This window comes from Halomicrococcus gelatinilyticus (assembly GCA_024227995.1).
Lineage (GTDB): Archaea > Halobacteriota > Halobacteria > Halobacteriales > Haladaptataceae > Halomicrococcus > Halomicrococcus gelatinilyticus.
Genome location: CP100465.1, coordinates 769379 through 790885 on the forward strand (window position 1 = coordinate 769379; position 21507 = coordinate 790885).

Below are 21507 nucleotides of genomic sequence, written 5' to 3' on the forward strand. Positions count from 1 at the left end.
CAACGATGTATCTTCTGCCCCCGAAAGATTGCTATCTTCTGAAGTTTTCAGTTCAAGAGTCCGCGAACATTTTAGTCGAGCGGGGCCGAAACGGAGACATACATGGTTGTCAACGACACCACGGTCCAGGTAGGGGTCCTCAGTCTCCACAACAGCAAGGAGACCAAGGCGATACTGAACGCGGTCGAGGACCTCGGACACGAACCGCGGTGGCTGCGGAACGAGAACACGGCGGTCCACATCGAGGACGACGAGATAGCGCTCGAACCGAACGTCGACGTCGTCGCGAACCGGCTCCTGCTGTCGAACACCGAACAGCCGTCGGAGGCGCTCGGACTGGCGAACGTCTACGACTCGCTACGCCCGGTGTTGAACCGACCGTGCACCGTGATGACGGCGATCCACAAGTTCTCCACCGCCACGGCGCTCTCGAACGCCGGTATCCCGGTGCCGGACGCGCTGCTGGCGCTGGACGCAGGACGGCTCAACGACGGGCGCGCCGAGTTCGGCGACGAGGCGGTGTACAAGACCGCCATCGGCACCCACGGCGGCGGGACGTGGAAGGTCGGTCGAGACGAGCTGGTCAACCCCCGCGTGGGCGACCGACAGGCGTTCCTCCAGGACCTCATCGAGCGCGACGACCAGCGCCACCGCGACCTGCGCGTCTACGTCGTCGGCGACCGCATCGTCGGCGCGATGAACCGCTACGCGCCCGAGAACGACTGGCGGACCAACGTCGCGCTCGGCGGCGACGTCGAGGACGTGACCGACACGATGCCCGACGAGGTGGCGGAGACGGCACGGCGCGCCGCCGACGTCGTCGGACTCGACTACGCGGGCGTCGACCTCATCGAGGGCCACGACGGCTGGTACGTCCTCGAGGTGAACCCGACCGCCGGGTTCAAGGGGCTCTACCAGGCGACCGGACGGAGTGCGGCACCCTACATCGCCCAGCTGGCCATCGAAGAAGGTGGCGGCACCGTCGACCGCGAGCGCGTCCAGGAACTCGCGGCGACGCTCGACGACTCGGTGCCGGCCTGCAAACCCACCCGGAAGAGCCCCGAACCGACCGATTCCATCGTCATCGGCTACACCGAGGAGGTGCTCGTCTCCGGCACGAGCGGGTCGGAGACCGTCGTCGCCAAGGCCGACACCGGCGCGACGCGGTCGAGCATCGACACGAAACTCGCGGCCGACATCGGCGCGGGCCCGATAAAGAGCATGACCAAGGTGCGGTCCGGCAGCCGGAAGAGCAGCAAGTCGCGGCCGGTCGTCGACGTCGTCATCGGCGTCGGCGGCAACCGCCACACCGTCACCGCGAGCATCGAGGACCGCGGCCACATGGACTACTCCGTCCTGCTGGGCCGCGACATCCTTGAGAACTACCAGGTCGACGTCCGCCGCAGGGTCGACCAGGACGAGGAGGACGAACTCGAGGAGGAAGAGGAGTAGCGGCCCTTTTCCGCTTCGACTACCAAGCCGCGGTCATGGAGCCGCTGCGCTCGGACCCGGTGATGGCCGAACTGCTCGACGAACACGGACCGCTCGAACTGGTGCCCGCGGACGACCCGTTCGAGCGGTTCGTCGTCTCCATCCTCCGCCAGCAGGTGTCGATGGCGTCGGCGGAGGCGATCCGCGAGCGCGTCTTCGACCGGTTCGAGGTCGCGCCGCGTCCCATCCTCGACGCCGACGAGGCCGCGCTCAAGGAGGCCGGCCTCTCCAGACAGAAGGTCGAGTACGTCCGCAACGTCGCCGAGGCGTTCCTCGAACGCGAGTACGACCACGCCTACTTTGCGGGGATGGACGACGACGCCGTGGTCGACGAACTCACCACCATCCGCGGCGTCGGCGACTGGACGGCGAAGATGTTCCTGCTCTTCTGTCTCGGCCGCGAGGACGTGTTCCCCGTCGAGGACCTCGGCATCAGGTCGGCGATGCGGACGCTGTACGACGAGGAACTGTCTCGCGATGCGATGGTCGACCACGCCGCGCGGTGGCGACCGTACCGTAGCTACGCGAGCCTCTATCTCTGGCGAGCGACGGAGTGAACGGTCGAAAATCGAGCAGAACGATCAGCAATCGGACGGCGACGAACTGTACCGTCTCCGACGGCACGTCGTGGACGCGCTCAGAGCGGACGCTCCTGTTCGGCGGCGAGGTCGAGGTACGCCTCGATCTGCGAACTCATGTGGGCGACCTCCACGGACCCCTCGACCCTGACGACGCCGTTCTCGGTCAGCTTCGGCAGGTGCTTGTGGTGGAGTTCCGTGAGGATACGCCGCCTGTGCTCCGGCGTCGTCGTCCCCTCCCATCGGCTCAACTGTTCGGCGAGTTCCTCGACGTCGGCCGCCCCTTCCTCCCGGAGATAGTAGAGCACGTAGCGGCGGCGGCGGTCGGCCAGCAGGTCGAACGCGTCGTCGAGATCCGCGGTCCTCCCCCTGTCGTCGTAGCCGTCGGTGTGCGTCGCCACGATCTCTGGCGTATCCGAACTCATACACGCTCGTTGGCGTGTAACCCCAAAAAGAGCCGCGCCTAACTGTTTAGGTCCGCGGTGAGCGACCGCTCGGCGGGGAGCGATTCGAAAGCGAGAGCGCGCGAGGCGGCGCTAGAAGCCCTTGCCGAGCAGTTCGCGGGCGATGACGTTCTTCTGTATCTCGGTCGTCCCCTCGTAGATCTGGGTGATCTTCGCGTCGCGGTAGAGCCGTTCGACGTCGAAGTCGTTGACGTAGCCGGAGCCGCCGTGGATCTGGACGGCCTCGTCGGCGACCTCGACCGCGATGCGGGAGGCGTACTCCTTGGCCATCGACGCGAGCTGCGTCAGGTTGCCCTCGTCGTTCTCGACGCTCCACGCGGACTTGTAGGTGAGGTTCCGGGCGGCCTCGGTCTGGGTGTGCATCTCGGCGAGCTTGTGCTGGATGGCCTGGAACTCCGAGATGGAGCGGTCGAACTGTTCCCGCTCCTGTGCGTACTCCAGCGCGCGCTCGGCGGCACCCTTGGCGATGCCGACGCCCTGGGCCGCCACCGCCGTCCGCGTCTCGTCGAAGAACTGCATGAGCTGGAGGAAGCCCATCCCGCGGGTGCCGACGAGGTTCTCCTCGGGGACGCGCACGTCGTCGAAGATGAGTTCGGCGGTGTCGGAGGCGCGGATGCCCAGCTTGCCCGTGATCTTGTCGGCCTCGAAGCCGTCGCGGTCGGACTCGACGACGATCTGGGAGAAGCCGGAGTAGCGGTCGTCGACGTCGGGGTCGGTCTGGCACATCACGACGAAGTAGTCGCCGATGGACCCGTTCGTGATCCACATCTTGTTGCCGTTGATGACCCACTCGTCGCCGTCCTTCTCCGCCGTCGTCGAGACGCTGGAGACGTCGGAGCCGGTGTCGGGTTCGCTGATGGCCGTCCCCATGACGGCGTCGCCCTCCGCGACCGGCGTGAGGTACTTCTCCTTCTGCTCCTCGGTACCGAACTCGATGATTGCGTCGGCACCGAACGCGGCGCTGGTGATGCAGAGCCCGATGCCGGGGTCGACCGCGAACAGTTCCTCGGTGATGATCGCAGTTTCAAGGGGTGAGTAGCCCGCACCGCCGTACTCGACGGGGATGTTCGCGCCGGTCAGCCCCATCTTGGCGGCCTCGTCCATGACCTCCCAGGGGTACTTCTCTTCGACGTCGTACTCCTTCGCGACGGGTGCCACCTCGTTCTCCGCGAAGCGACGCACCTCCTCGCGGACGGCCTGCTGCTCTTCGGTCAGTCCGAATTCCATAGCGGGTGCTTGTGGGGCCAGTGGTAAATCGTTTTGTAACCGCGAATAAACCTGCGGAGAGTTTGTAGATTCCGATAGAGAAACGTTGAAACACTCCCATGTAGAGCATCCACGCATGGAGCTCGACGATATCAACACCATCACCGTTCTCGGAGCCGGCAACATGGGCCACGGCATCGCCGAAGTCGCGGCGCTGGCCGGCTACGACGTCAACCTCCGCGACATCAAGGAGGAGTTCGTCCAGAACGGCTACGACCAGATCGAGTGGAGCCTCGGGAAGCTGGCCGAGAAAGAGCAGATCAGCGAGGAGGAGGCCGACGCCGCCCTCGACCGCGTAACGGCGCTCGTCGACCTCGAAGCGGCCGTCGAGGACGCCGACTTCGTCATCGAGGCCGTCCCGGAGAAGATGGAGATCAAGAAGGACGTGTACGGCGACCTGGAGCAGTACGCACCCGAGCGGACCGTCTTCGCCACGAACACGTCCAGTCTCTCCATCACCGACCTGTCGGAGGTGACCGAACGCCCCGAGAAGTTCTGCGGGATGCACTTCTTCAACCCGCCGGTCCGGATGCAGCTCGTCGAGGTCATCACGGGCGCGCACACCGACGACGAGGTCCTCGACCTCACCGAGGACCTCGCGGAGGACCTGGGCAAGACGCCCGTCCGCGTCCGCAAGGACAGCCCCGGATTCATCGTCAACCGCGTGCTCGTTCCGCTGATGAACGAGGCCGCGTGGATGGTCGAGTCCGGCGACGCCACCGTCGCCGAGGTCGACAGCGCCACGAAGTTCGACATCGGCCTGCCGATGGGGAGCTTCGAACTCGCCGACCAGGTCGGCATCGACGTCGGCTACCACGTCATGGAGTACATGTACGACGTCATCGGCGAGGCGTACGAGCCCTGCCCGCTCCTGGAGGAGAAGGTCGAGAACGAGGAGCTCGGCAAGAAAACCGGCAAGGGGTTTTACGACTACGAGGACGGCGGCGTCGACATCCCCACCGACGCCGGCACCGAGGCCGCGGTCCTGCGCCTGCAGGCCGTGATGGCCAACGAGGTCGCGAAGCTCGTCGGCAACGACGTCGCGCCCGCTGACGAGATCGACGAGGCCGTCATGCTCGGCGCTGGCTTCCCCGAGGGGCCGGCGAAGATGGCCGACGACGCCGGCCTGGACGACCTCCTCGACACCCTCGAAGACCTCCACGAGGAGACCGGCGAGGAGCGCTACGCGCCCGCCGACTACCTTCGCGAGGCCGCCGAACAGGGCGGCTTCTACGGCGAGGAGGACGAGGACGAGAGCGAGGAGTACGACGCCATCCGCGTCGAGCGCGACGGCAACGTCGCCCACGTCGTCCTCGACCGGCCGCACCGCATGAACACCATCAGCGAGCAGTTGCTCGACGACCTCGGCGACGCCGTCGACGCGCTGGCCGATGACGACGACGTGCGCGCGCTCCTGCTCACCGGCGAGGGCGACAAGGCGTTCTCCGCCGGCGCGGACGTCCAGAGCATGGCCGCCGGCGGCGCGGACCCGCTCTCGGCCGTCGAGCTCTCGCGGAAGGGCCAGCAGACGTTCGGCAAGCTGGAGTCCTGTCCGATGCCGGTCGTCGCGGCCGTCGACGGCTACTGCCTCGGCGGCGGGATGGAGCTCTCGATGTGCGCCGACATGCGCATCGCCACCGAGCGCTCGGAGTTCGGCCAGCCCGAGCACGACCTCGGCCTGCTGCCCGGCTGGGGCGGCACGCAGCGCCTCCAGCACATCGTCGGCGAGGGCCGCGCGAAGGAGATCATCTTCACCGCGGAGCGCTTCGACCCCGAGACGATGGCCGACTACGGCTTCGTCAACGAGGTCGTCGAGACCGACGAGTTCGAGGACCGCGCGTGGGAGCTCGCCCGCGACCTCGCCGCCGGCCCGCCCATCGCCCAGGAGTACACCAAGCGCGCCATGCTGAAGGGCTGGGAGGACACCGAGGCCGGCCTGGAGATCGAGGCCCAGGCGTTCGGCCACCTCATGGCCACCGACGACCTGATGGAAGGCATCACGGCGTTCATGGGCGACGGGGACCCGGACTTCGAAGGGAAGTGACGGAGTCACTTTCCCGGTGACCCGGTTCGGCGTCGCAGACGGTGAGCCGAACTTCGAGGGGAAGTGAGGCGAACGTCGTCAGAGCTCGTCTCTGACGGAAGCGAACCGGACTTCGAGGGGAAGTAACTCCGCTCGATTTTGTTTCCGCGCTGGAGTGCTTCGTTTTCGCGTGGGAACCGTTGACGGGCGAAGCGGCCGCTGTCGGGCGAAGACGGAAGGTTTAAACTAATCTGGCGGGAACGAATGGATGCGCTCGCTCCGTTGGTGTAGTCCGGCCAATCATTTCGGCCTTTCGAGCCGATGACCTGGGTTCAAATCCCAGACGGAGCACTACAGCGACCGAGTTTTTGCGAGGGAGCGAAGCGCGCACGGATGGGATTTGAATCAGACCAGTCGCGCGCAGCGTAGCGAGCACGTCTGGGCGTGGTTCAAATCCCAGACGGAGCACTTCTCGCGACGCAAAACAACGCAGAGCCGAGCGTCCCCGTTTTGCCGGATAGAAAACCGAAATGCAACGAGTCACGCAAGCCACTCGTCGGGCTTGGTGTTGTAGTCGACCTCGGTGGCGGCGATGTCCTCGACCTCGCTCCAGGGGAGGTCGCGGGTCTCGAACTTGGTGCCGTCGTAGCGCAGTAGCTTGCCGACCTCCTCGGGTTCGGGTTCGCGGTCGCGCCGGCGGGCGATCTCGGCGTCGCGCTCGTCGACCTCCTTGACGATGGTCTTGAGGTTCACCGGGCGGCCCCAGAGGTCGTAGACGCGTTCGAGGGTGCGCTTGGCCTGCTCGACGTCGAGCATGACGCCGTTGTAGTGGTGGCCGAGCAGCAGTTCGTTGCGGTTCTTGTAGTTGCCGTCGTACACCGCGACGGTGGGCTTGCCGAAGTTGGTGAACTGCAGCATCAGCTTCTTCTTGACGTCCTGGTACTCCGTGCTGGTCACCCGGTAGTCGCCGGTCGTCTGGCTGAACTCGTAGGTGAAGTAGTTGTTGTCGGCGACGAACTCGTGGGTGAGGAAGCTGTCGAGGAACGTGACGTCGTTGTGGCTGGCGCGCACCTCGTACATCCGGTCCCAGCCGGCGGTGTAGTCGACGTCCGCGATGGCCGCCTCGACGCTGTCGTACCGCGCGTCGTCGATGAGGTACCGGGCGAACTGTTCGAGCGTCTCCTGGCTCACCGCCTCGACGAACCCCTGGTTCTGGAGCTTGCAGAGCGAGAAGTGCCGCTCGGCCAGCCCCTCGTAGGTCAGCACCTTCCAGGGGTACGTCTCGACGTCGACCTCGCCGTCGCGGGCTTGGTCGAGCGCCTCGTGGTCGACGGCGTCGTCCCGGAGGTCGGCCAGCGCGTCGAGGTCGGCCGGGTCGACGGTGTCCAGAGCGGGGTCGGGCTCCAGCAGTTCCTGGACGCGGTCGAAGTCGACGACGTCGTGGAAGTTGCGCCACGTGACCCCCTCGACGCGCAGGAGCTTGCGCGCCACCTCGCGGCGGTTCTCCGTGTTCTCGATGTACTCCCAGAGCTGCTTGCCGAGCTTGTAGGGGTTCAGGCCCGGCGACCCGAGCACGCGCGCCTGGTGGTCGGCGTACTCGACGAACTCGTCGGTGCCGGCGAACCGCTCCTCGCCCATCATCATCGACTCCCAGTAGGCGGCCCACCCCTCGTTCATCACCTTCGTCGTCTTCTGGGCGGCGAAGTAGTACGACTCCGCGCGCAGCATCTCGAGGACCTCCAGTTGCCACGTCTCCATCTCCACGGCCTTGCCCTCCTCCTCGTCGAACGCCTTGCCGTGGTCGCGCAGGAACGCGAGCAGGTCCTTCTCCGGTTCGTCGAGTTCGCCGGCCCGCCGCTCCTCCTGGGCCTCCAGCCACTCCTCGTCGAACACCTGCTGGCGCACCTCGTCGCTCAGCGCCATCTCGTCGAGGCGGTCGGTGAGTTCGTCCGTCTCGCGGTCCTCGTCGACGCCGCGGTCGTCGCGCTTGAACGCCGCGTGCTGGTCGATGTTGTCCTGCAGGCAGAGCACGCTGTCGATCCACTTCTCGACCTCCTCGCGGTCGATCTCGGGGTCGGCCATGATCTCCTGGATGCGGTCGGCGTGGCGCTCCAGCAGCGCGGCCGCGTCCAGTTCGTCGGCGAACATCCCGTACCAGCGGTTGTTGGCGAAGAAGTCCGAGTGGGCCTCGACGTGCGTGATGACCGCCTTCTGGTCGGCGAGGCCGTTGGACTCCTGGAGGAACGCGTGGGCCGGGTCGTCGTTGATGACGATCTCGAACGCCTTGCCCCCGCCGTACTGGCCCTGCTTCTGCTGGCGGTCGTACTTCATCCCCCACCGCCAGTGTGGGTACCGCTCCTGGAACCCGTCGTAGGCGATGAGCTCGTTCATCTCGTCGTAGTCGACGATCCAGTAGTTCACCGGGTAGGGGTCGAGGCCGAGCTTCTGTGCGAGCTTGCGGGCCTCGACGACCGGTTCCGTCACGCTGTCGGCGGCGTTGAGCTTGGTCCGTTCGTTCATGATTCCTCCGTGCTGAGAATCTCGTAGATGGCGTCGGTCACGTCGCCGGGGCCGTTGACGTAGCCCACGGCGACGTTGTCCTCCTCGCCCAGGTGCTTCTCGACCTCCTCGGCGTGGGTCGCGTTGATCGCCTTCCCGTCGGGCTGGGTCTCGACGTAGGCGTGGAGGTTCGCCGGCACCTCGTTCATCAACGGGATGACGTTCTCCTCGGTGTCGTTGCGGCTGTTCTCGCTGTCACCCGCGGCGAACACGTACCGGTTCCACTCGCTCCAGGGGTACTCGGTTTCGAGTATCTCGGCGGCGAGCTCGTACGCCGACGATATCTTCGTCCCGCCGCCCGAGCGGATGCCGAAGAAGTCCTCGCGCTCGACGCGCCACGCCTCGGCGTCGTGGGCGATGTAGACGAACTCGGCGTTGTCGTACTTGCCGGTGAGATACCAGTCCAGCGGGGTGAACGTCCGCTCGACGAGTTCGCGCTTCTTCTCGCGCATCGACCCGGAGACGTCGCGGATGTTGACGACGACGACGTTCTTCTCGCGCTCCTCGACGATCTCGGGGTAGCGGTAGCGCTCGTCCTCGCGCCGGAACGGCACGTGGCGGATGCCCTGCTCGCGGATCTTCTGGGCGGTCGGGGTCGGCGTGACGTTCGCCTCCATCTCGTCGATGGAGGACCACTTCGCCGTCGCGTCGTCGTCGAGGTCGGCGTAGTTCTCCTCGATCCAGTGCTTCGAGACGGTGAGGTTGTTCGTCCGCGCCCACTCGAACACCTCGTCGGGGCCCCAGTCCTCGACCCCCATCGCCTCGCGGACGTAGTCGGGGTCGAAGTCCATCGACAGCTTCCGCTTGAGCCCCTCCTTGAACATGCGCTCGAAGTCGAGGGTGCTGTCGGGGCCGGTCTTGGTGACGTCGGTGAAGTCGCCCTCGACCTCCTCGATGACCTCCTTGCCCTTCGGTTCGAGGTCGAGGCCGAGTTCGTCGTCGAGCTCCTCGGCGAACTCCTCGGGGTCCATCTCGTAGTAGCCGTGCTCGCCGCCCTCGTCGCCGGGGTCGCCGTCCTCGTCGCCGTCGTCGCCGGGCTGGGGCTGGGGGTCGCCGACCGGGTCGCCGACGTCCGGGTCGCCCTGGCCGACGCCGCCGCGGTCGCGCTGGTCGTACTCGAACTCCGGCAGGTCGACGATCTTGATCGGGACGTGGATCTGGTCCGGGAGGCTCTGACCGAGGTCGCCGTACTGGATGAACTCGGAGAGGTCCTCGCGGCGCTGTTCACCGACTTCCCGGTACCGTTCGAGGTCGTCTCTCAGTCCCATTTGTAGCTCACCTGGTTCATGACGTGCTGGCTCGTCAGTTCGGCGGAGGCCGCCGAGTAGTCGAACAGTTCCTGCATGTTCTGGATGGTCTCCTCCTTCACCTCGGCCGTCTCCGTGTTGCCCGGCGGGTTCTCCCACTGGCCGGGCTCGAAGTCCTCGTACACTCGGCGGACGTCCTCCCAGTCGTTGTTCGCGAGCACGGTCTTGATGATGGGAACCTCCTTCGGGTCGATGTCGCTCACCTGGAAGTCCTCCGAGCGGTTCTCCCAGGCGTGGCGGTTCAGCGCGGTGATGACCTTGTTGCGGCGGAACTCGGCCACGGCGGGGCTGGGCTGGTGGTCGTTGCCGTACGCGCCCGCGTCGAACCGGCCGAGGTGCTCGGTCTCGAACACCTTCATCTTCAGCGCGTCGGGTTCGACGCGCTCGCCGCGGTCGTTCTCGACGACGTCGTCGGACGCCCAGGCGTAGACGTGCTCGATGTACTCGGAGACGGTCTCCTCGTCGACCTGCCGCTCGCGCATGATGGCGTCGAGCACGTCGCTCTCCTGCTGCTGGAAGACGTGATTCTTCACCGGAACGAGGCGGTTCTCGTACTCGGTGCGCTCGCCGGTGGAGAACACGGGCGCGTCGCCGATGCTTTCGGCCATCGCGTTGAGGATGTCCCGGGGCATGACGACGTTCTCCACGTCGTACTCGGGGTGGAAGCGGTCCTGCGTCTCGTTGAGCAGGTCCGCGATGACGTCCCTGGTGTAGGTGACGGGGATGCCCTGTTCGCCGTCGGTGGCGTCGTCGTCGAACTCCAGGTCGTCCTTCTCGATGCGCTCGTCGCCGTCCATCAGGTAGCCGCGGTCGAACAGCATCGCCTTGTCGACGAGGTCGCGGCCGGACGGCAGGTCGTCGTCGTCGAGCCGGGAGACGACGCTGTACAGCGCCGCCGCCTCGATCGCGTGCGGGGCGATCTCGCGGTCGCGGACGACCTCGTCGCTGCCGCGCACCCGCACCGTCACCGGGGCCTGGTAGCGCGCCTCCACTGAGTCGTACTCCTCGGCGCCCCAGACCGCCGTCTCGTTCGTCAGTTCGCGACGGATGAGCTCCGCCTCGAGGCTGAGGTTGGTCAGGTACTTGAACTCGCGGCGGTCGAGCCGGCGCTTCAGCGCGCGCAGCGGGTCCTGTCCGCCCGCGTCGGCGTGCTGGTTCAGCTGGGCCTCCAGGTCGGGGTTGGAGATGATGACGAGCTGGGTGTCGACGTCCATCTGGATGCCCTTGTCGAGCTTCACCGACTTCTCGTCGGGGACGTTCAGCAACTTCTGGAGCAGGTCGGCGTGCTGGGCGGCGTCCTCGACGATGGTGAGGAGGCCGTTGCCCTGCGAGAGCACGCCGTCGTAGCTGAACGCCTGCGGGTTCTTGCGGCCCCGGGAGTCGAGCTCCTGCAGCATCCCCTGCATCCAGCTCCCGACGAGGCGCTGTTTCGGCTGGCCGCTGTCCTCCGAGTGGAGGACGCCGATGCCGTCGCCGACGTCGACGACGTAGTTCTTCACGCGCAGGTGTGCCGGGTCGGTGATGGCCGAGAACAGCTCGTCCTCGCCGTCGCGGCGGTACTTCTCCTCGAGGTAGTCGTACGCCTCGCGGCTGAACGGGTCGAGGCGGCCCTCGACCGTGATGTCGACGTGGTCGTCGACGCGCTCGTTCAGTTCGGCCAGCAGTCGCTCGCGCACCTCCGGCGGGAACGCGAGCAGCGGGTGGGCCTGGACCGGACTGGCGTACCAGTTCTCCTCGTCGGTCGTCGGTGCCTCGTCGCCGTAGGTCAGGCCGCCGCTGTCGGCGGCGGTGGCGACGTTCCACTCGACGGTGTACCGCCGGCCCTCGTCGGTCTTCGAGAACTCGCGCAGGCCGTTGACGAGACAGCGCTTGAGCTCGGACTTGCCGGTCGCCGTCGGGCCGGCGAACCAGATGATCTTCTCCTCCTTGCCGCGCCGGGCGGCGATGGAGCGGAGGTCGTCGACGAACGCGTTGAGCACCTCGGTGTTGCCGAGGATGGCGTGCTCGCCGTCGTTGTTCGGGTCGTCGAAGAAGCGGTAGCGCTCCTTCTCCTCGCCCTCCTCGACGACGGTCCGGGTGCCCATCGACTCGATGGCGTTGAGCAGGTACTTGCTCGCGTGCGCCGCGATGGACGGATTCTCGAAGGCGGCGTCGACGTACTCCGCGATGGTCATCGGCTCCTCGTAGGTCTCGTGGAGCTGGCGGTCGGCGTCCTCGACGAAGTCAGTTCCCTCGGTCACTGCTCTACTCCTCCATCTCCGCGCGGGCGACCTCGGCGCCGGCGAACTCCAGCACCTCCTTTGCGCCGTCGCGGGAGTAGCCCTGTTCGATGAGTGCGTCGATCCACGCGTTCTGCTCGTCGTCGTCCATCTCGTTGGCCGACACCAGCGCCGAGAAGTTGATGTTGTGCTTCTTGTCCTCCCAGAGCTTGCGCTCCAGGGCGCGGCGCAGGCGGTCGTTGTCCTGCGGGTCGAACGGCGACCCCTCGCGGGCGCGGCGGGAGACCCAGTTCGACACCTCCTGGCGGAAGTCGTCCTTGCGGTCGCGCGGGATGTCGAGTTTCTCCTCGACCGACCGGAGGAAGCTCTCGTCGGGCTCCTGCTCGCGGCCCGTCAGTTCGTCCTCGACGGTGGCGTTGTCGATGTACGCCATCACGTGGTCCATGTACTTCTCGCCCTGGCGCTGGATCTCGTCGAGGTCGTACGCCAGCGCGTGGCGGACGTCCTCGATGGCGCGCTCGCGGTACTCGCCGCGCACCTTCTCGAGGTAGCGGTAGTACGTCTCGAAGTTCTCCTCGGGGATGGAGCCGTGGTTCTCGAGGTTCTCCTCGAAGTGGTTGAACAGCGACAGCGGGCTGAGGAAGCCGCGGCTGCGGTGGGTGGAGTTCATGATGGCCTCCGCTATCTCGTCGCCGATGAAGCGGGCGGAGACGCCCTCCATGCCCTCGCCGATGTCGGACTTGTCCTCGGCCTCGTCGCGGAGCTTCTTGACGTCGATGTCGTCGCCGTCCTCGATCTCGCCGTTGTAGGCCTTGGTCTTCTGCATCAGGTCGACCATCTCGGTGTCGGGCTCCTCGACGCGGGTGAGGACGCCGAACAGGCCCGCCATCTCCAGCGTGTGCGGCTCGATGTGGACGTCCGGCACGTCGGCGTTCCGGAGCATCTTCCGGTAGATGTCGGCCTCCTCCTCGTACTCCAGGACGTAGGGGAAGTCGATGCGCTTCGTGCGGTCGTTGAACGCCTCCATCTTCTCGTCGCCCTTCTTGTCCCGGTACTCGGGCATGTTCGTCCGGCCGACGATGACCTGGTCGATGTCTATCCGCGGGTTGTTCTTCGGCTTGATGGTCTGCTCCTGGGTGGCGTGCAGGAAGTCGTAGAGGAACTCCCGCTGGAGCTTCAGCAGCTCCTCGCCGCTGAAGATGCCACGGTTGGCGTTGCAGAACGCCCCGGAGTAGTCGAACGCGCGTGGGTCGGACTCACCGTAGATGGCGATCTTGCTGTAGTTGACGTCGCCGGTGAGTTCGGTCTCGTCCTGGTTCTTCTTGTCCTTCGGCTCGAACGTCTCGACGGACTGGCGCTTGTTCTCGTCGGCGACGAGGCGGAGTACCTCGACGTGGTTCCGGAGCACCTGCTGGATGTCGTCGTCGTAGTGGGCCAGCAGCGCGTCCATGTAGAACTCGCTCGCGGGGTCGAGCGCCTGTTCGTTCTGGATGGTGTACGGCGCGTCGAGTCGCTCGTTGACGTCGTCGATGACGTGCTGGCGCTGCTCGTACGGCAACAGCACGAGCGGGTCCTGGTTCATCGGCGACCGGACCGTGTCGTCGGCCGGGTCCTGGTCGACGATGACGTCGCAGAGGTTCGTCCACCGGAACGTGTACATCCGGCCGTCCTCGCGCAGCGTGTAGTCCTCGAAGTACTTCCGGACCTGCCGGTCGAAGTCGGACTTGCCGGACCCGACCGGACCGAGCAGCAGCTTGATGCGCTTCTCGGGACCCAGGCCGCGCGCGCCGCTCTTGACCTTGTTGACGAACTCGTGGATCGCGCGGTGGATCTCGCGCCCGTAGAACGTGTTCTCGCCGTCGTGCAGCGGGTCCTCCGACGCCAGTCGGTACTCCACGACGCCGGAGTCCTCGTCGTACTCCGTGCCGTAGTAGTCGAACATGTCCGCCACCCGCTGGTGGGCGTTGCGCGCGATCTTCGGATCGGCGTACACCTCCTCGAGGTACCAGTCGAACGACTTGGTCTCGCGGAGGTCTTCGGGCATCGATTCCTGGTAGCGTTGACTGATGTCTTCCAGCGTTTCCATGTCACCTTTCATTGTATCACGTGTTGGTTGGGGGTCGCGGAACCGGCGAATGTCGAGAGAAGACCGACGGGGCGTCGCGGTGCCAACGAGGAGTATTGAGATGACGCCCACCCACAAAGATGCTTTGGGCGTAACGAGGGGATAGCTCTACGACGGGGCGTAACCGGGGGACGCGTCGTGCGCCCGCGCGGAGTTCGAGGTTGACCTGTCATGTACGTGCCGTCCCCACGCACGCCGGACACGTCGGCCAGCGAGGCGACGCCGCGACGGTTTCCCCGCCGGGTGTCGCGCGTGACCGTGTGCCGTGTGGGGGTTTGCCACCCGATACTATTTAATGCATGGGTTGAAGGAATATATAACTGTTGCCTGTGGCGGCAGATATTATAGAATAAATTAAGAGGTGTATGCTCGCGAAGTTACACCCAGGCGGTGGTTTCCATCGAATCGATCGGACGATTCGAACAAACGGGGTAGCCTAGCATATTTAAGTAGCACCTGACCGCCCGGGCCCTGCACCGACTTCTGCAGTACACCCGCCCGGCGTGCTGCGTTCGCGGACGAGAGGGAGTCGCCGTCGACCGGTCGCGTCGAGGCACCGACGCTGTGAGAGGCTCGCCACGGTCGGACCGCAAACGAAGTCGGGGCGTAAGCCACGGGTCCTAGCGGTCGCCTGCGTCGGACTCCTCGTGGGACGCGAGACGGGTGATCTCGACCATCAGGTCCGGATGGTCGGAGTCGGGGTAGCGGAAGGTCCAGGAGCGGTCGAACTCGATGCCGCGTTCGTGGGCCTTCACGAGGAGGTCGCCGAGGACGTCCCGGAAGTCGGTGACCATCGCCTCCCCCGGCGGGTCCGTCGGAACGGGCGGTTCGAGCGAATCGTCCGAGTCGCGCTTCTGGAGGTGCGTGATCTCGACCATCAGATCGGACCGTTCGTCGTCCGGATACCGGAACTCCCAGGCGCGGTCGAACCGCCGGTCGTTCCGATAGGCCGTGCTCAACACGAGTTTCAGCGTCCGGCTGAACTCGCCCGGCGCGGCCATCCATCCGGGGACGTTCTGTGCACGACTCATGGGGAATCGACAGGGGCGGTACCAGCATAAACCCGTGTCATCGTTATCGCGTGCGCAGGCGGAAGACAACGGTTGACAATCCGCGCGGTCGATTTAGACCCCGGTTAATTTCGTCAACGGCCGCGTACCGACCGGAAGTCGACAGACGGAGACGGGTAACGTCGCTGGGAGACGGCGAAGCCAGGAGAGGCAGGACGACGGGAGGAGCCGCGACGACGGAGAGATGGGAGCGAACGAACGAGCGGACGAAGAGCACCGGAGCGGACGAAGAGCACCGGAGCGGACGAAGAGCGGTGAGGGAACCGGGAGCTGACGGTCGTAGAGCCAAGGGTGGGATTTGAACCCACGAATTCTCGATTACAAATCGAGTGCTTGAGCCGCCCAAGCTCCCTTGGCGCAGGGCAATCTTGCGGTTACTCCTTTGAGTGGTTATCGCTTTCGACCGATTTTTCCATCTGTATCCGGCGAGGTTCGTAGCCCGCACGCCGGTAGAACCGCTTCGCGGCCTCGTTGTCCGCGAGGACCTCCAGTTGTACCACGTCGGCGCCGCGGTCGGCGAGTTCCACCTCCGCGGCCGCCAGCAGCGCCGAGCCGACGCCCTCGTCGCGGTGTCCCTCGGCGACGAAGACGTTCCGGACGAGACCGCGGGTGACGTCCTGGGCGTACGGTCCCGTCTCGACGTCGAAGGTCACGAAGCCGACGACGTCGCTGCCGTCACAGGAGCCGACGGCACTGTCGTCGCTGGAACCGACAGCATCGCTGTCGCGGGCGACGAGCAGGGTGTCGTTCACCACGTGACGGGCGATCCGTTCCCGGACGGGGACGCGGTTGGCCCGGGCGTAGAGGTGGCTGCCGTACGCGCGCTGGTCGCGGGCGAGGTCGACCCAGAGGTCGGTCACGCGGTCGACGTGCTCGCCCGTCGCCACCTCCACGGAGACCATCTACTGCTCCAGCGCCTCGACGGCCGGGAGCGATTCGCCGGTGAGCATCCGCAGTGCGGCGCCGCCGCCGGTGCTGACGTGGTCGAAGCCGTCGAGGTCGAACTTCCGTATCGCTGCGGCGGTGTCGCCGCCGCCCACGATGCTGTAGGCGGACTCGGCGGCCGTGGCGTACAGTTCGCGGGTGCCGTCGGCGAACGTCGCCTCCTCGAACACGCCCGCCGGACCGTTGAGGACGACCGTCTCGGCGTCCTCGAGCACGGCGGAGTAGGCGGCGACCGTCTCGCTGCCGACGTCCATGGCCGCCTCGTCGTCGGTCGGCGGGAACTCCTCGCGGGCCAGTTCGTAGCGCTCGCCGTCGCGCTCGACCGCGACGTCCGCCGGCAGGTGGATGCTGTCGCCGTACTGCTCCAGCAGGTCGGCGGCGTCGTCGATGTACTCCCAGTAGCCCTGTTCGTGGATGAAGTCGGCAGTCGCGTCCCCGATGTCCGCGCCGTCGGCGAACAGGAACACGTTGCCGACGACGCCGGTCGTCAGGACGTGGTCGGCGATGCCGCGTTCGAGGACGCTCTCGGCGACGCCGATGGAGTCGGAGACCTTCGCGCCGCCGAGGACGTACGCCCGCGGTGCGTCGGTGTCCTCGACGCCCCCGAGCACGTCCAGTTCCGCCTCCATGACGCGGCCGGCGTACCCCGGCAGTCGCGTCGGGAGGCCGACGAGCGAGGGCTGGGAGCGGTGGGCGGCCGCGAAGGCGTCGTTGACGTAGGCGTCGAGCACCGTCGAGAGTCGCTCGACGAGGTGGGTCCGGGCGGCCCGCTCCGGGGGGAACTCCATGTACTCCTCGCTGTAGAACCGGGTGTTCTCCAGCACGACCGCCTCGCCGTCGTCGAGCGACCTGACGGCGTCGCGGGCGGCCTCGCAGAAGGTAGCGTCGCAGTAGGAGACAGGGGCGGAGAGCATCTCGTCGAGACGGTTCGCGTGCGGACGGAGACCGCAGAACTCGTCGCCACCCGGCCGGCCCTGGTGGGCCAGGACGGCCACCCTGCCGCCGCGTTCCAGCAGTTCGGAGAGCGTGTCGACGTGCGCCTGGAGGCGCGCGTCGTCTGCCAGTTCGCCCGAGTCGGTCAACGGACTGTTGATGTCGATTCGCACGCCGAGCGTGGTCCCTTGGACGGCGAGGTCGTCCAGGGTCTGGATGGGCATACGTGGGGTTCCACTATCGCGCGGCATATGTGTGTCGGTAATGTCTGTCTGTAATGAAGTACGCAGATACGAGTAAATCTTCGATGGCTCGTCGGGCCAGCCATCGTTCCGCCCGCTGGCAGGTTATGCCGACGTTACCGAAATCCGCAGGACAGCACGGTGAAGAAGGTTTAATAGCGTGAGGAAACCGTATCGTGTGAAGGGGTATCAATGAACGTTCGCGTGGGGGTCCCGGAACGGGGGAGCAGTGGCACGAAAACTCGTGTGGGGTGGCGTGTATGGGCGTAGCGGACACGTACTCCCGGGGGCGTGACGTGCTCTTCGAGCGTCCGCTGGCGGTGGTGGTCGGCGCGTTCGGCGTCCTCCTGGTCGTCGACTTCCTCGACAGGCTGCTGTTCGGTAGCCTGCTCCTGTCCGACGTGGGGTCGCTCGTCTGGGACGGCCTCATGCGCGGCCTGATAATCGGGCTCGCCGGCATCGGTCTGTCGATGACGTACAGCATCCTGAACTTCGCGAACTTCTCGCACGGCGACTACATCACCTCCGGCGCGTTCGCCGGCTGGGGGGTCACGTACCTCGTCGCGGGGTTCGGGAAGGCTGCCTGGCCGAACCTGCTGCTGGTCGGTGCCGGCGGGACCGTCTACGCCAGCGCCCTCGGCATCACCGTCGCGACGACCCCGCTGGCGGTCGTCCTCGGACTCCTCGTCGCGGGCCTCGGAACCGTCGCCCTCGCGCTCGCCATCGATCGACTGGTCTACCGGCCGATGCGCGACGCCGGCGGCATCTCCCTGCTCATCACGAGCGTCGGGGTCGCGTTCGTCCTCCGGTACCTCGTCGTGTACGTCTTCTCGACGGCGAACCGCGGGACGACCGACTCCGGTCGCATCCCCGAGTGGTCGGTGCCGTTCGTCGACGGCACCGTGGGCGTGAGCGCCCACGACCTGACGCTGCTCGTCGCGACCGTCGCGCTGATGCTCGGCGTCCACCTCCTGCTCCAGCGCACGAAGCTCGGCACCGCGATGCGCGCGATGGCCGACAACGAGGACCTCGCCCGCATCACCGGTATCTCGACCGAGCGCGTCATCCGCTGGACGTGGATCATCGGCGGCGGCCTCACGGGCGTCGCGGGGTTCCTGATGGTGCTGTGGACCGGCACCATCGACTTCCAGTTCGGGTGGCTGCTGCTGTTGCCCATCTTCGCTGCCGTCATCCTCGGCGGCATCGGCTCCATCTACGGCGCGATACTGGGCGGCATCGTCATCGGCCTGACGTGGAACCTCGCCATCATCTGGATCCCCGGCGAGTTCGGTCGCGCCGCCGCGTTCGGCGTCATGATTCTCATCCTGCTGTTCAGGCCCGAGGGACTGTTCGCCGGGAGGACGACCGCATGAGCGTCCGCGACCGCCTCGACGTCGAGGTCAGCGACACGGTGCTCATCGTCGGCGCCCTGTTCGGCGTCTACGCCGTGTACCTCCTCGCGGGGACGGTGCTGGGCTACTCGCTACGCGGCCAGATGAACTCCATCGCCCGGCTCACGTTCCTCATCGGCGTCTACGGCATGATGGCGCTCGCGCTGAACCTCCACTGGGGGTACACCGGCCTGTTCAACATCGGCATCGCGGGGTTCATGGCCGTCGGCCTGTACACGATGGCCATCGTCTCGAAGCCGCCCGCGAGCGCGACGGCCGGCGCGGCCGCCGTCTCCGGCCTCGGCCTCCCGCTCTGGGTCGGCGTCCTCGCCGGGATGGTCGCGGCGGCGGTCCTGGGCTTCCTGGTCGCGCTCCCGGCGTTGCGGTTGCGCGCCGACTACCTCGCCATCGTCACCATCGCCACCTCCGAGATCGTCCGGTTTTTCTTCCTCTCCGGGGAGTTCCAGACGTTCACCGTCCCCGGGAGCGTGACGGTGTTCGGCGTCACCGTCGGCCTCCCGTGGAACCCCGTCGAACTGGGGACCGGCGGCGGCCGGGGCCTCATCCTCAACTACGACGACCCGATGGAGTACGTCTTCGAGACCGGCCCCTACCAGGCGCTCGTCGACGCGCTGGATCCACTGATGGGCGGGTCGGTGAAACCCGTGGTGGACGGGCTCGCCTACGCCGTCGTCCTGCTGGCGGTCGTCGCGGCGTTCTACTGGCTGCTGAAGCGCACCGGCGAGTCGCCGTTCGGTCGCGTGCTGAAGGCCATCCGCGAGGACGAGGACGTCGCCAACGCGCTGGGCAAGAACACCGCCCGGTTCAAGATCAAGTCGTTCATGCTCGGCTGCGCGCTGATGGGCCTGGGCGGCATCCTCTGGCAGCTCCGGCAGGGCGCCATCACGCCGACGGCGTTCCGCCCCCAGGTGACCTTCTTCATCTGGCTGGCGCTCATCATCGGCGGCGCGGGGTCGAACACCGGGAGCGTCCTCGGCGCGATCCTCTTCGCGGGCTTCCTGTTCCAGGGACCGCTCTACCTGAAGAACATCGTGCGGCAGGTGTACGGCGTCACCGGCGCGCCGAACACGTTCGCCGGCGCGGTCGGCCCGCTGCTCGACGGGAACGTCGAACCCTTGCTGGCCTACACCATCGGGAACATCAACGCGCTACAGCTGGTCATCATGGGTCTCGTGCTCGTCTGGCTGATGCAACACCGCCCCGAGGGGATGCTCGGCCACCGCAAGGAGGAGGCGGCCACCATCCCGCTCGGGCAGACGCGGGAGGAGCGGCCTGCTGCGCCCGCCGCCGACGGCGGGACGGAGGGAGGTGGAAAGCGATGACGGCGAGCGAGACGAGCGAGACGGACGAGGAGGTCGGCGGACTCGCCGCCACGACCCCGGCGACCGAGCTGTCGGACACGCCGCTCCGGGTGGAGAACCTGCAGAAGCACTTCGGGGGCATCACCGCGGTCGACGGCGCCACGTTCGAGGTCGAGCGCGGGTCGCTCACCGGCCTCATCGGCCCGAACGGCGCGGGCAAGTCGACGACGTTCAACTGCATCACGGGCGTCCACGAACCCGACGGCGGTGCCGTCTACTTCGACGACGAGGACATCACCGGCCTCGAACCGTACCAGGTCGCCGACCGGGGGCTCGTTCGCACGTTCCAGATCGCCCGCGAGCTCGCCGAGATGACCGTGCTGGAGAACATGATGCTCGCGCCGAAGAGCCAGATCGGCGAGCACCTCTGGCGGTCGGTGACGCCCGGGTTCCGGGACGACGTCCGCGAACAGGAGGAAGCGATGCTCGACCACGCGTGGGAGACCCTGGAGTTCTTCGAGATCGACCACCTCGCGGAGGAGTACGCCGGCAACCTCTCGGGCGGCCAGCGCAAGCTGCTGGAGATGTCCCGGGCGCTGATGACCGACCCCACGATGTTGCTGCTGGACGAACCGCTCGCCGGCGTCAACCCGACGCTGGAGGAGAAGCTCCTCGAACACGTCCACGAACTCCGCGAGCAGGGGTTCACGTTCCTGCTCGTCGAGCACGACATGGACGTCATCATGAACCACTGCGAGCGCGTCATCGTCATGCACCAGGGGACGGTGCTCGCCGAGGGGACCCCCGCCGAGATACAGTCGAACGAGCGGGTCATCGACGCCTACCTCGGAGGTGAGGTGTGATGGCGCTGCTCGACATCGAGAGCCTCGACGCGGGGTACGGCGACCTCCAGGTGCTGCACGGCGTCGACCTCGCCGTCGAGGACGGCGAGTACGTCGCCATCGTCGGCCCGAACGGCGCGGGGAAGTCGACCGTGATGAAGTCCGTCTTCGGGCTGACGTCCTACATGGGCGGCCGTATCGCCTTCCGCGACGAGGAGATACAGGGCGACAGCCCGGAGGAGGTCATCCGCGAGGGCATCGGCTACGTCCCCCAGGACGACAACGTCTTCCCCACGCTGACGGTCGAGGAGAACCTCCGGATGGGCGCGTACATCCTCGACGACGTGCCCGAGGACGCTCTCTCCGAGGTGTACGACCGGTTCCCCATCCTGCGGGAGCGCCGCGAGCAGCGCGCCGGGACGATGTCCGGCGGACAACAGCAGATGCTCGCCATGGGTCGGGCGCTGATGCTCGACCCCGCGCTGCTGATGCTCGACGAACCGTCGGCCGGCCTCGCGCCCGACCTCGTCGACGAGACGTTCGACAAGGTCGACGAGATAAACGACTCCGGAACTGCGGTCCTCATGGTCGAGCAGAACGCCAAGGAGGCGCTGCGGCGCTGCGACCGCGGCTACGTGCTCGTCCAGGGCCAGAACAGCTACGTCGACGCGGGCGATTCCCTCCTGGCCGACGACGAGGTCCGCCGGGAGTTCCTCGGCGGGTGACCGGC

16 protein-coding genes and 2 tRNA genes are annotated in these 21507 nt (G+C 66.6%); 8 read left to right on the forward strand and 10 right to left on the reverse strand.

The features are described 5' to 3' along the window. Nucleotides 1–102: 102 nt before the first annotated feature. Together NKT36_RS04150 and NKT36_RS04155 are read left to right on the forward strand one after the other, a co-directional pair. On the forward strand, nt 103–1452 hold the full coding sequence (locus tag NKT36_RS04150) for an ATP-grasp domain-containing protein (protein WP_327052688.1): 1350 nt from the start codon (nt 103–105) through the stop codon (nt 1450–1452). 35 nt (nt 1453–1487) lie between these two features. Next, entirely contained in the window at nt 1488–2048 is a 561-nt protein-coding gene (locus NKT36_RS04155) for a DNA-3-methyladenine glycosylase family protein (protein ID WP_327052689.1), read from the forward strand. Between the two features lie 80 nt (nt 2049–2128). Here NKT36_RS04155 and NKT36_RS04160 read toward each other — a convergent pair whose 3' ends face one another. Together NKT36_RS04160 and NKT36_RS04165 are read right to left on the reverse strand one after the other, a co-directional pair. Next, nucleotides 2129–2494: a DUF7344 domain-containing protein gene (locus NKT36_RS04160; RefSeq protein ID WP_327052690.1), complete on the reverse strand. Its 366-nt coding sequence runs from the start codon at nt 2492–2494 to the stop codon at nt 2129–2131. Nucleotides 2495–2605: 111 nt separating this feature from the next. Then, entirely contained in the window at nt 2606–3760 is a 1155-nt protein-coding gene (locus tag NKT36_RS04165) for an acyl-CoA dehydrogenase family protein (RefSeq protein WP_327052691.1), read from the reverse strand. A 115-nt stretch (nt 3761–3875) separates the two neighbouring features. Here NKT36_RS04165 and NKT36_RS04170 point away from each other — a divergent pair, with 115 nt between their 5' ends. Both NKT36_RS04170 and NKT36_RS04175 read left to right on the forward strand, forming a co-directional pair. Next, nucleotides 3876–5843 carry a 3-hydroxyacyl-CoA dehydrogenase/enoyl-CoA hydratase family protein gene (locus NKT36_RS04170; RefSeq protein ID WP_327052692.1) on the forward strand — a complete coding sequence of 656 codons (1968 nt, stop codon included), beginning with the start codon at nt 3876–3878 and terminating at the stop codon, nt 5841–5843. A gap of 255 nt (nt 5844–6098) precedes the next feature. Beyond that, nucleotides 6099–6173: transfer RNA gene (locus tag NKT36_RS04175), tRNA-Glu, on the forward strand. Nucleotides 6174–6362: 189 nt separating this feature from the next. Here the strand turns inward: NKT36_RS04175 and NKT36_RS04180 are convergent. The 8 genes from NKT36_RS04180 to NKT36_RS04215 all read right to left on the reverse strand — a co-directional run bounded on the left by NKT36_RS04180 (nt 6363) and on the right by NKT36_RS04215 (nt 17204). After that, nucleotides 6363–8342 (reverse strand): SpoVR family protein, encoded by a 1980-nt coding sequence (locus tag NKT36_RS04180; RefSeq protein WP_327052693.1) that lies wholly within the window; start codon nt 8340–8342, stop codon nt 6363–6365. Next, a complete protein-coding gene (locus NKT36_RS04185) occupies nt 8339–9649 on the reverse strand; it encodes a YeaH/YhbH family protein (protein WP_327052694.1) in 1311 nt (436 codons plus the stop codon). Before NKT36_RS04185 ends, NKT36_RS04180 begins: the two co-directional genes overlap by 4 nt. Beyond that, a complete protein-coding gene (locus NKT36_RS04190; RefSeq protein WP_327052695.1) occupies nt 9640–11928 on the reverse strand; it encodes a PrkA family serine protein kinase in 2289 nt (762 codons plus the stop codon). Before NKT36_RS04190 ends, NKT36_RS04185 begins: the two co-directional genes overlap by 10 nt. Nucleotides 11929–11932: 4 nt before the next feature. After that, nucleotides 11933–14005 (reverse strand): PrkA family serine protein kinase, encoded by a 2073-nt coding sequence (locus NKT36_RS04195; RefSeq protein ID WP_327052696.1) that lies wholly within the window; start codon nt 14003–14005, stop codon nt 11933–11935. 647 nt (nt 14006–14652) lie between these two features. Then, nucleotides 14653–15063 (reverse strand): hypothetical protein, encoded by a 411-nt coding sequence (locus NKT36_RS04200; protein ID WP_327052697.1) that lies wholly within the window; start codon nt 15061–15063, stop codon nt 14653–14655. Nucleotides 15064–15385: 322 nt separating this feature from the next. Continuing rightward, nucleotides 15386–15459 (reverse strand) — tRNA-Thr (locus NKT36_RS04205). 17 nt (nt 15460–15476) lie between these two features. Next, nucleotides 15477–16004, reverse strand: coding sequence for a GNAT family N-acetyltransferase (locus NKT36_RS04210; RefSeq protein WP_327052698.1), 528 nt, complete (start codon nt 16002–16004; stop codon nt 15477–15479). Further along, nucleotides 16005–17204 carry a phosphoglycerate kinase gene (locus tag NKT36_RS04215; protein ID WP_327052699.1) on the reverse strand — a complete coding sequence of 400 codons (1200 nt, stop codon included), beginning with the start codon at nt 17202–17204 and terminating at the stop codon, nt 16005–16007. 278 nt (nt 17205–17482) lie between these two features. On the opposite strand from NKT36_RS04215, the gene NKT36_RS04220 reads away from it, so the two are divergent. Genes NKT36_RS04220 through NKT36_RS04235 form a run of 4 tightly spaced genes read left to right on the forward strand, consistent with a single transcriptional unit; the run spans nt 17483 to nt 21502 of the window. Continuing rightward, complete coding sequence (locus tag NKT36_RS04220; RefSeq protein ID WP_327052700.1) at nt 17483–18595, forward strand: branched-chain amino acid ABC transporter permease; 1113 nt, start codon at nt 17483–17485, stop codon at nt 18593–18595. Beyond that, nucleotides 18592–19956 carry a branched-chain amino acid ABC transporter permease gene (locus tag NKT36_RS04225; protein ID WP_327052701.1) on the forward strand — a complete coding sequence of 455 codons (1365 nt, stop codon included), beginning with the start codon at nt 18592–18594 and terminating at the stop codon, nt 19954–19956. The genes NKT36_RS04220 and NKT36_RS04225 overlap by 4 nt, the downstream gene beginning before the upstream one ends. Then, nucleotides 19953–20798, forward strand: coding sequence for an ABC transporter ATP-binding protein (locus tag NKT36_RS04230; RefSeq protein ID WP_327052702.1), 846 nt, complete (start codon nt 19953–19955; stop codon nt 20796–20798). Before NKT36_RS04225 ends, NKT36_RS04230 begins: the two co-directional genes overlap by 4 nt. Further along, nucleotides 20798–21502, forward strand: coding sequence for an ABC transporter ATP-binding protein (locus tag NKT36_RS04235; protein ID WP_327052703.1), 705 nt, complete (start codon nt 20798–20800; stop codon nt 21500–21502). Before NKT36_RS04230 ends, NKT36_RS04235 begins: the two co-directional genes overlap by 1 nt. The last annotated feature ends 5 nt before the right edge of the window (nt 21503–21507 follow it).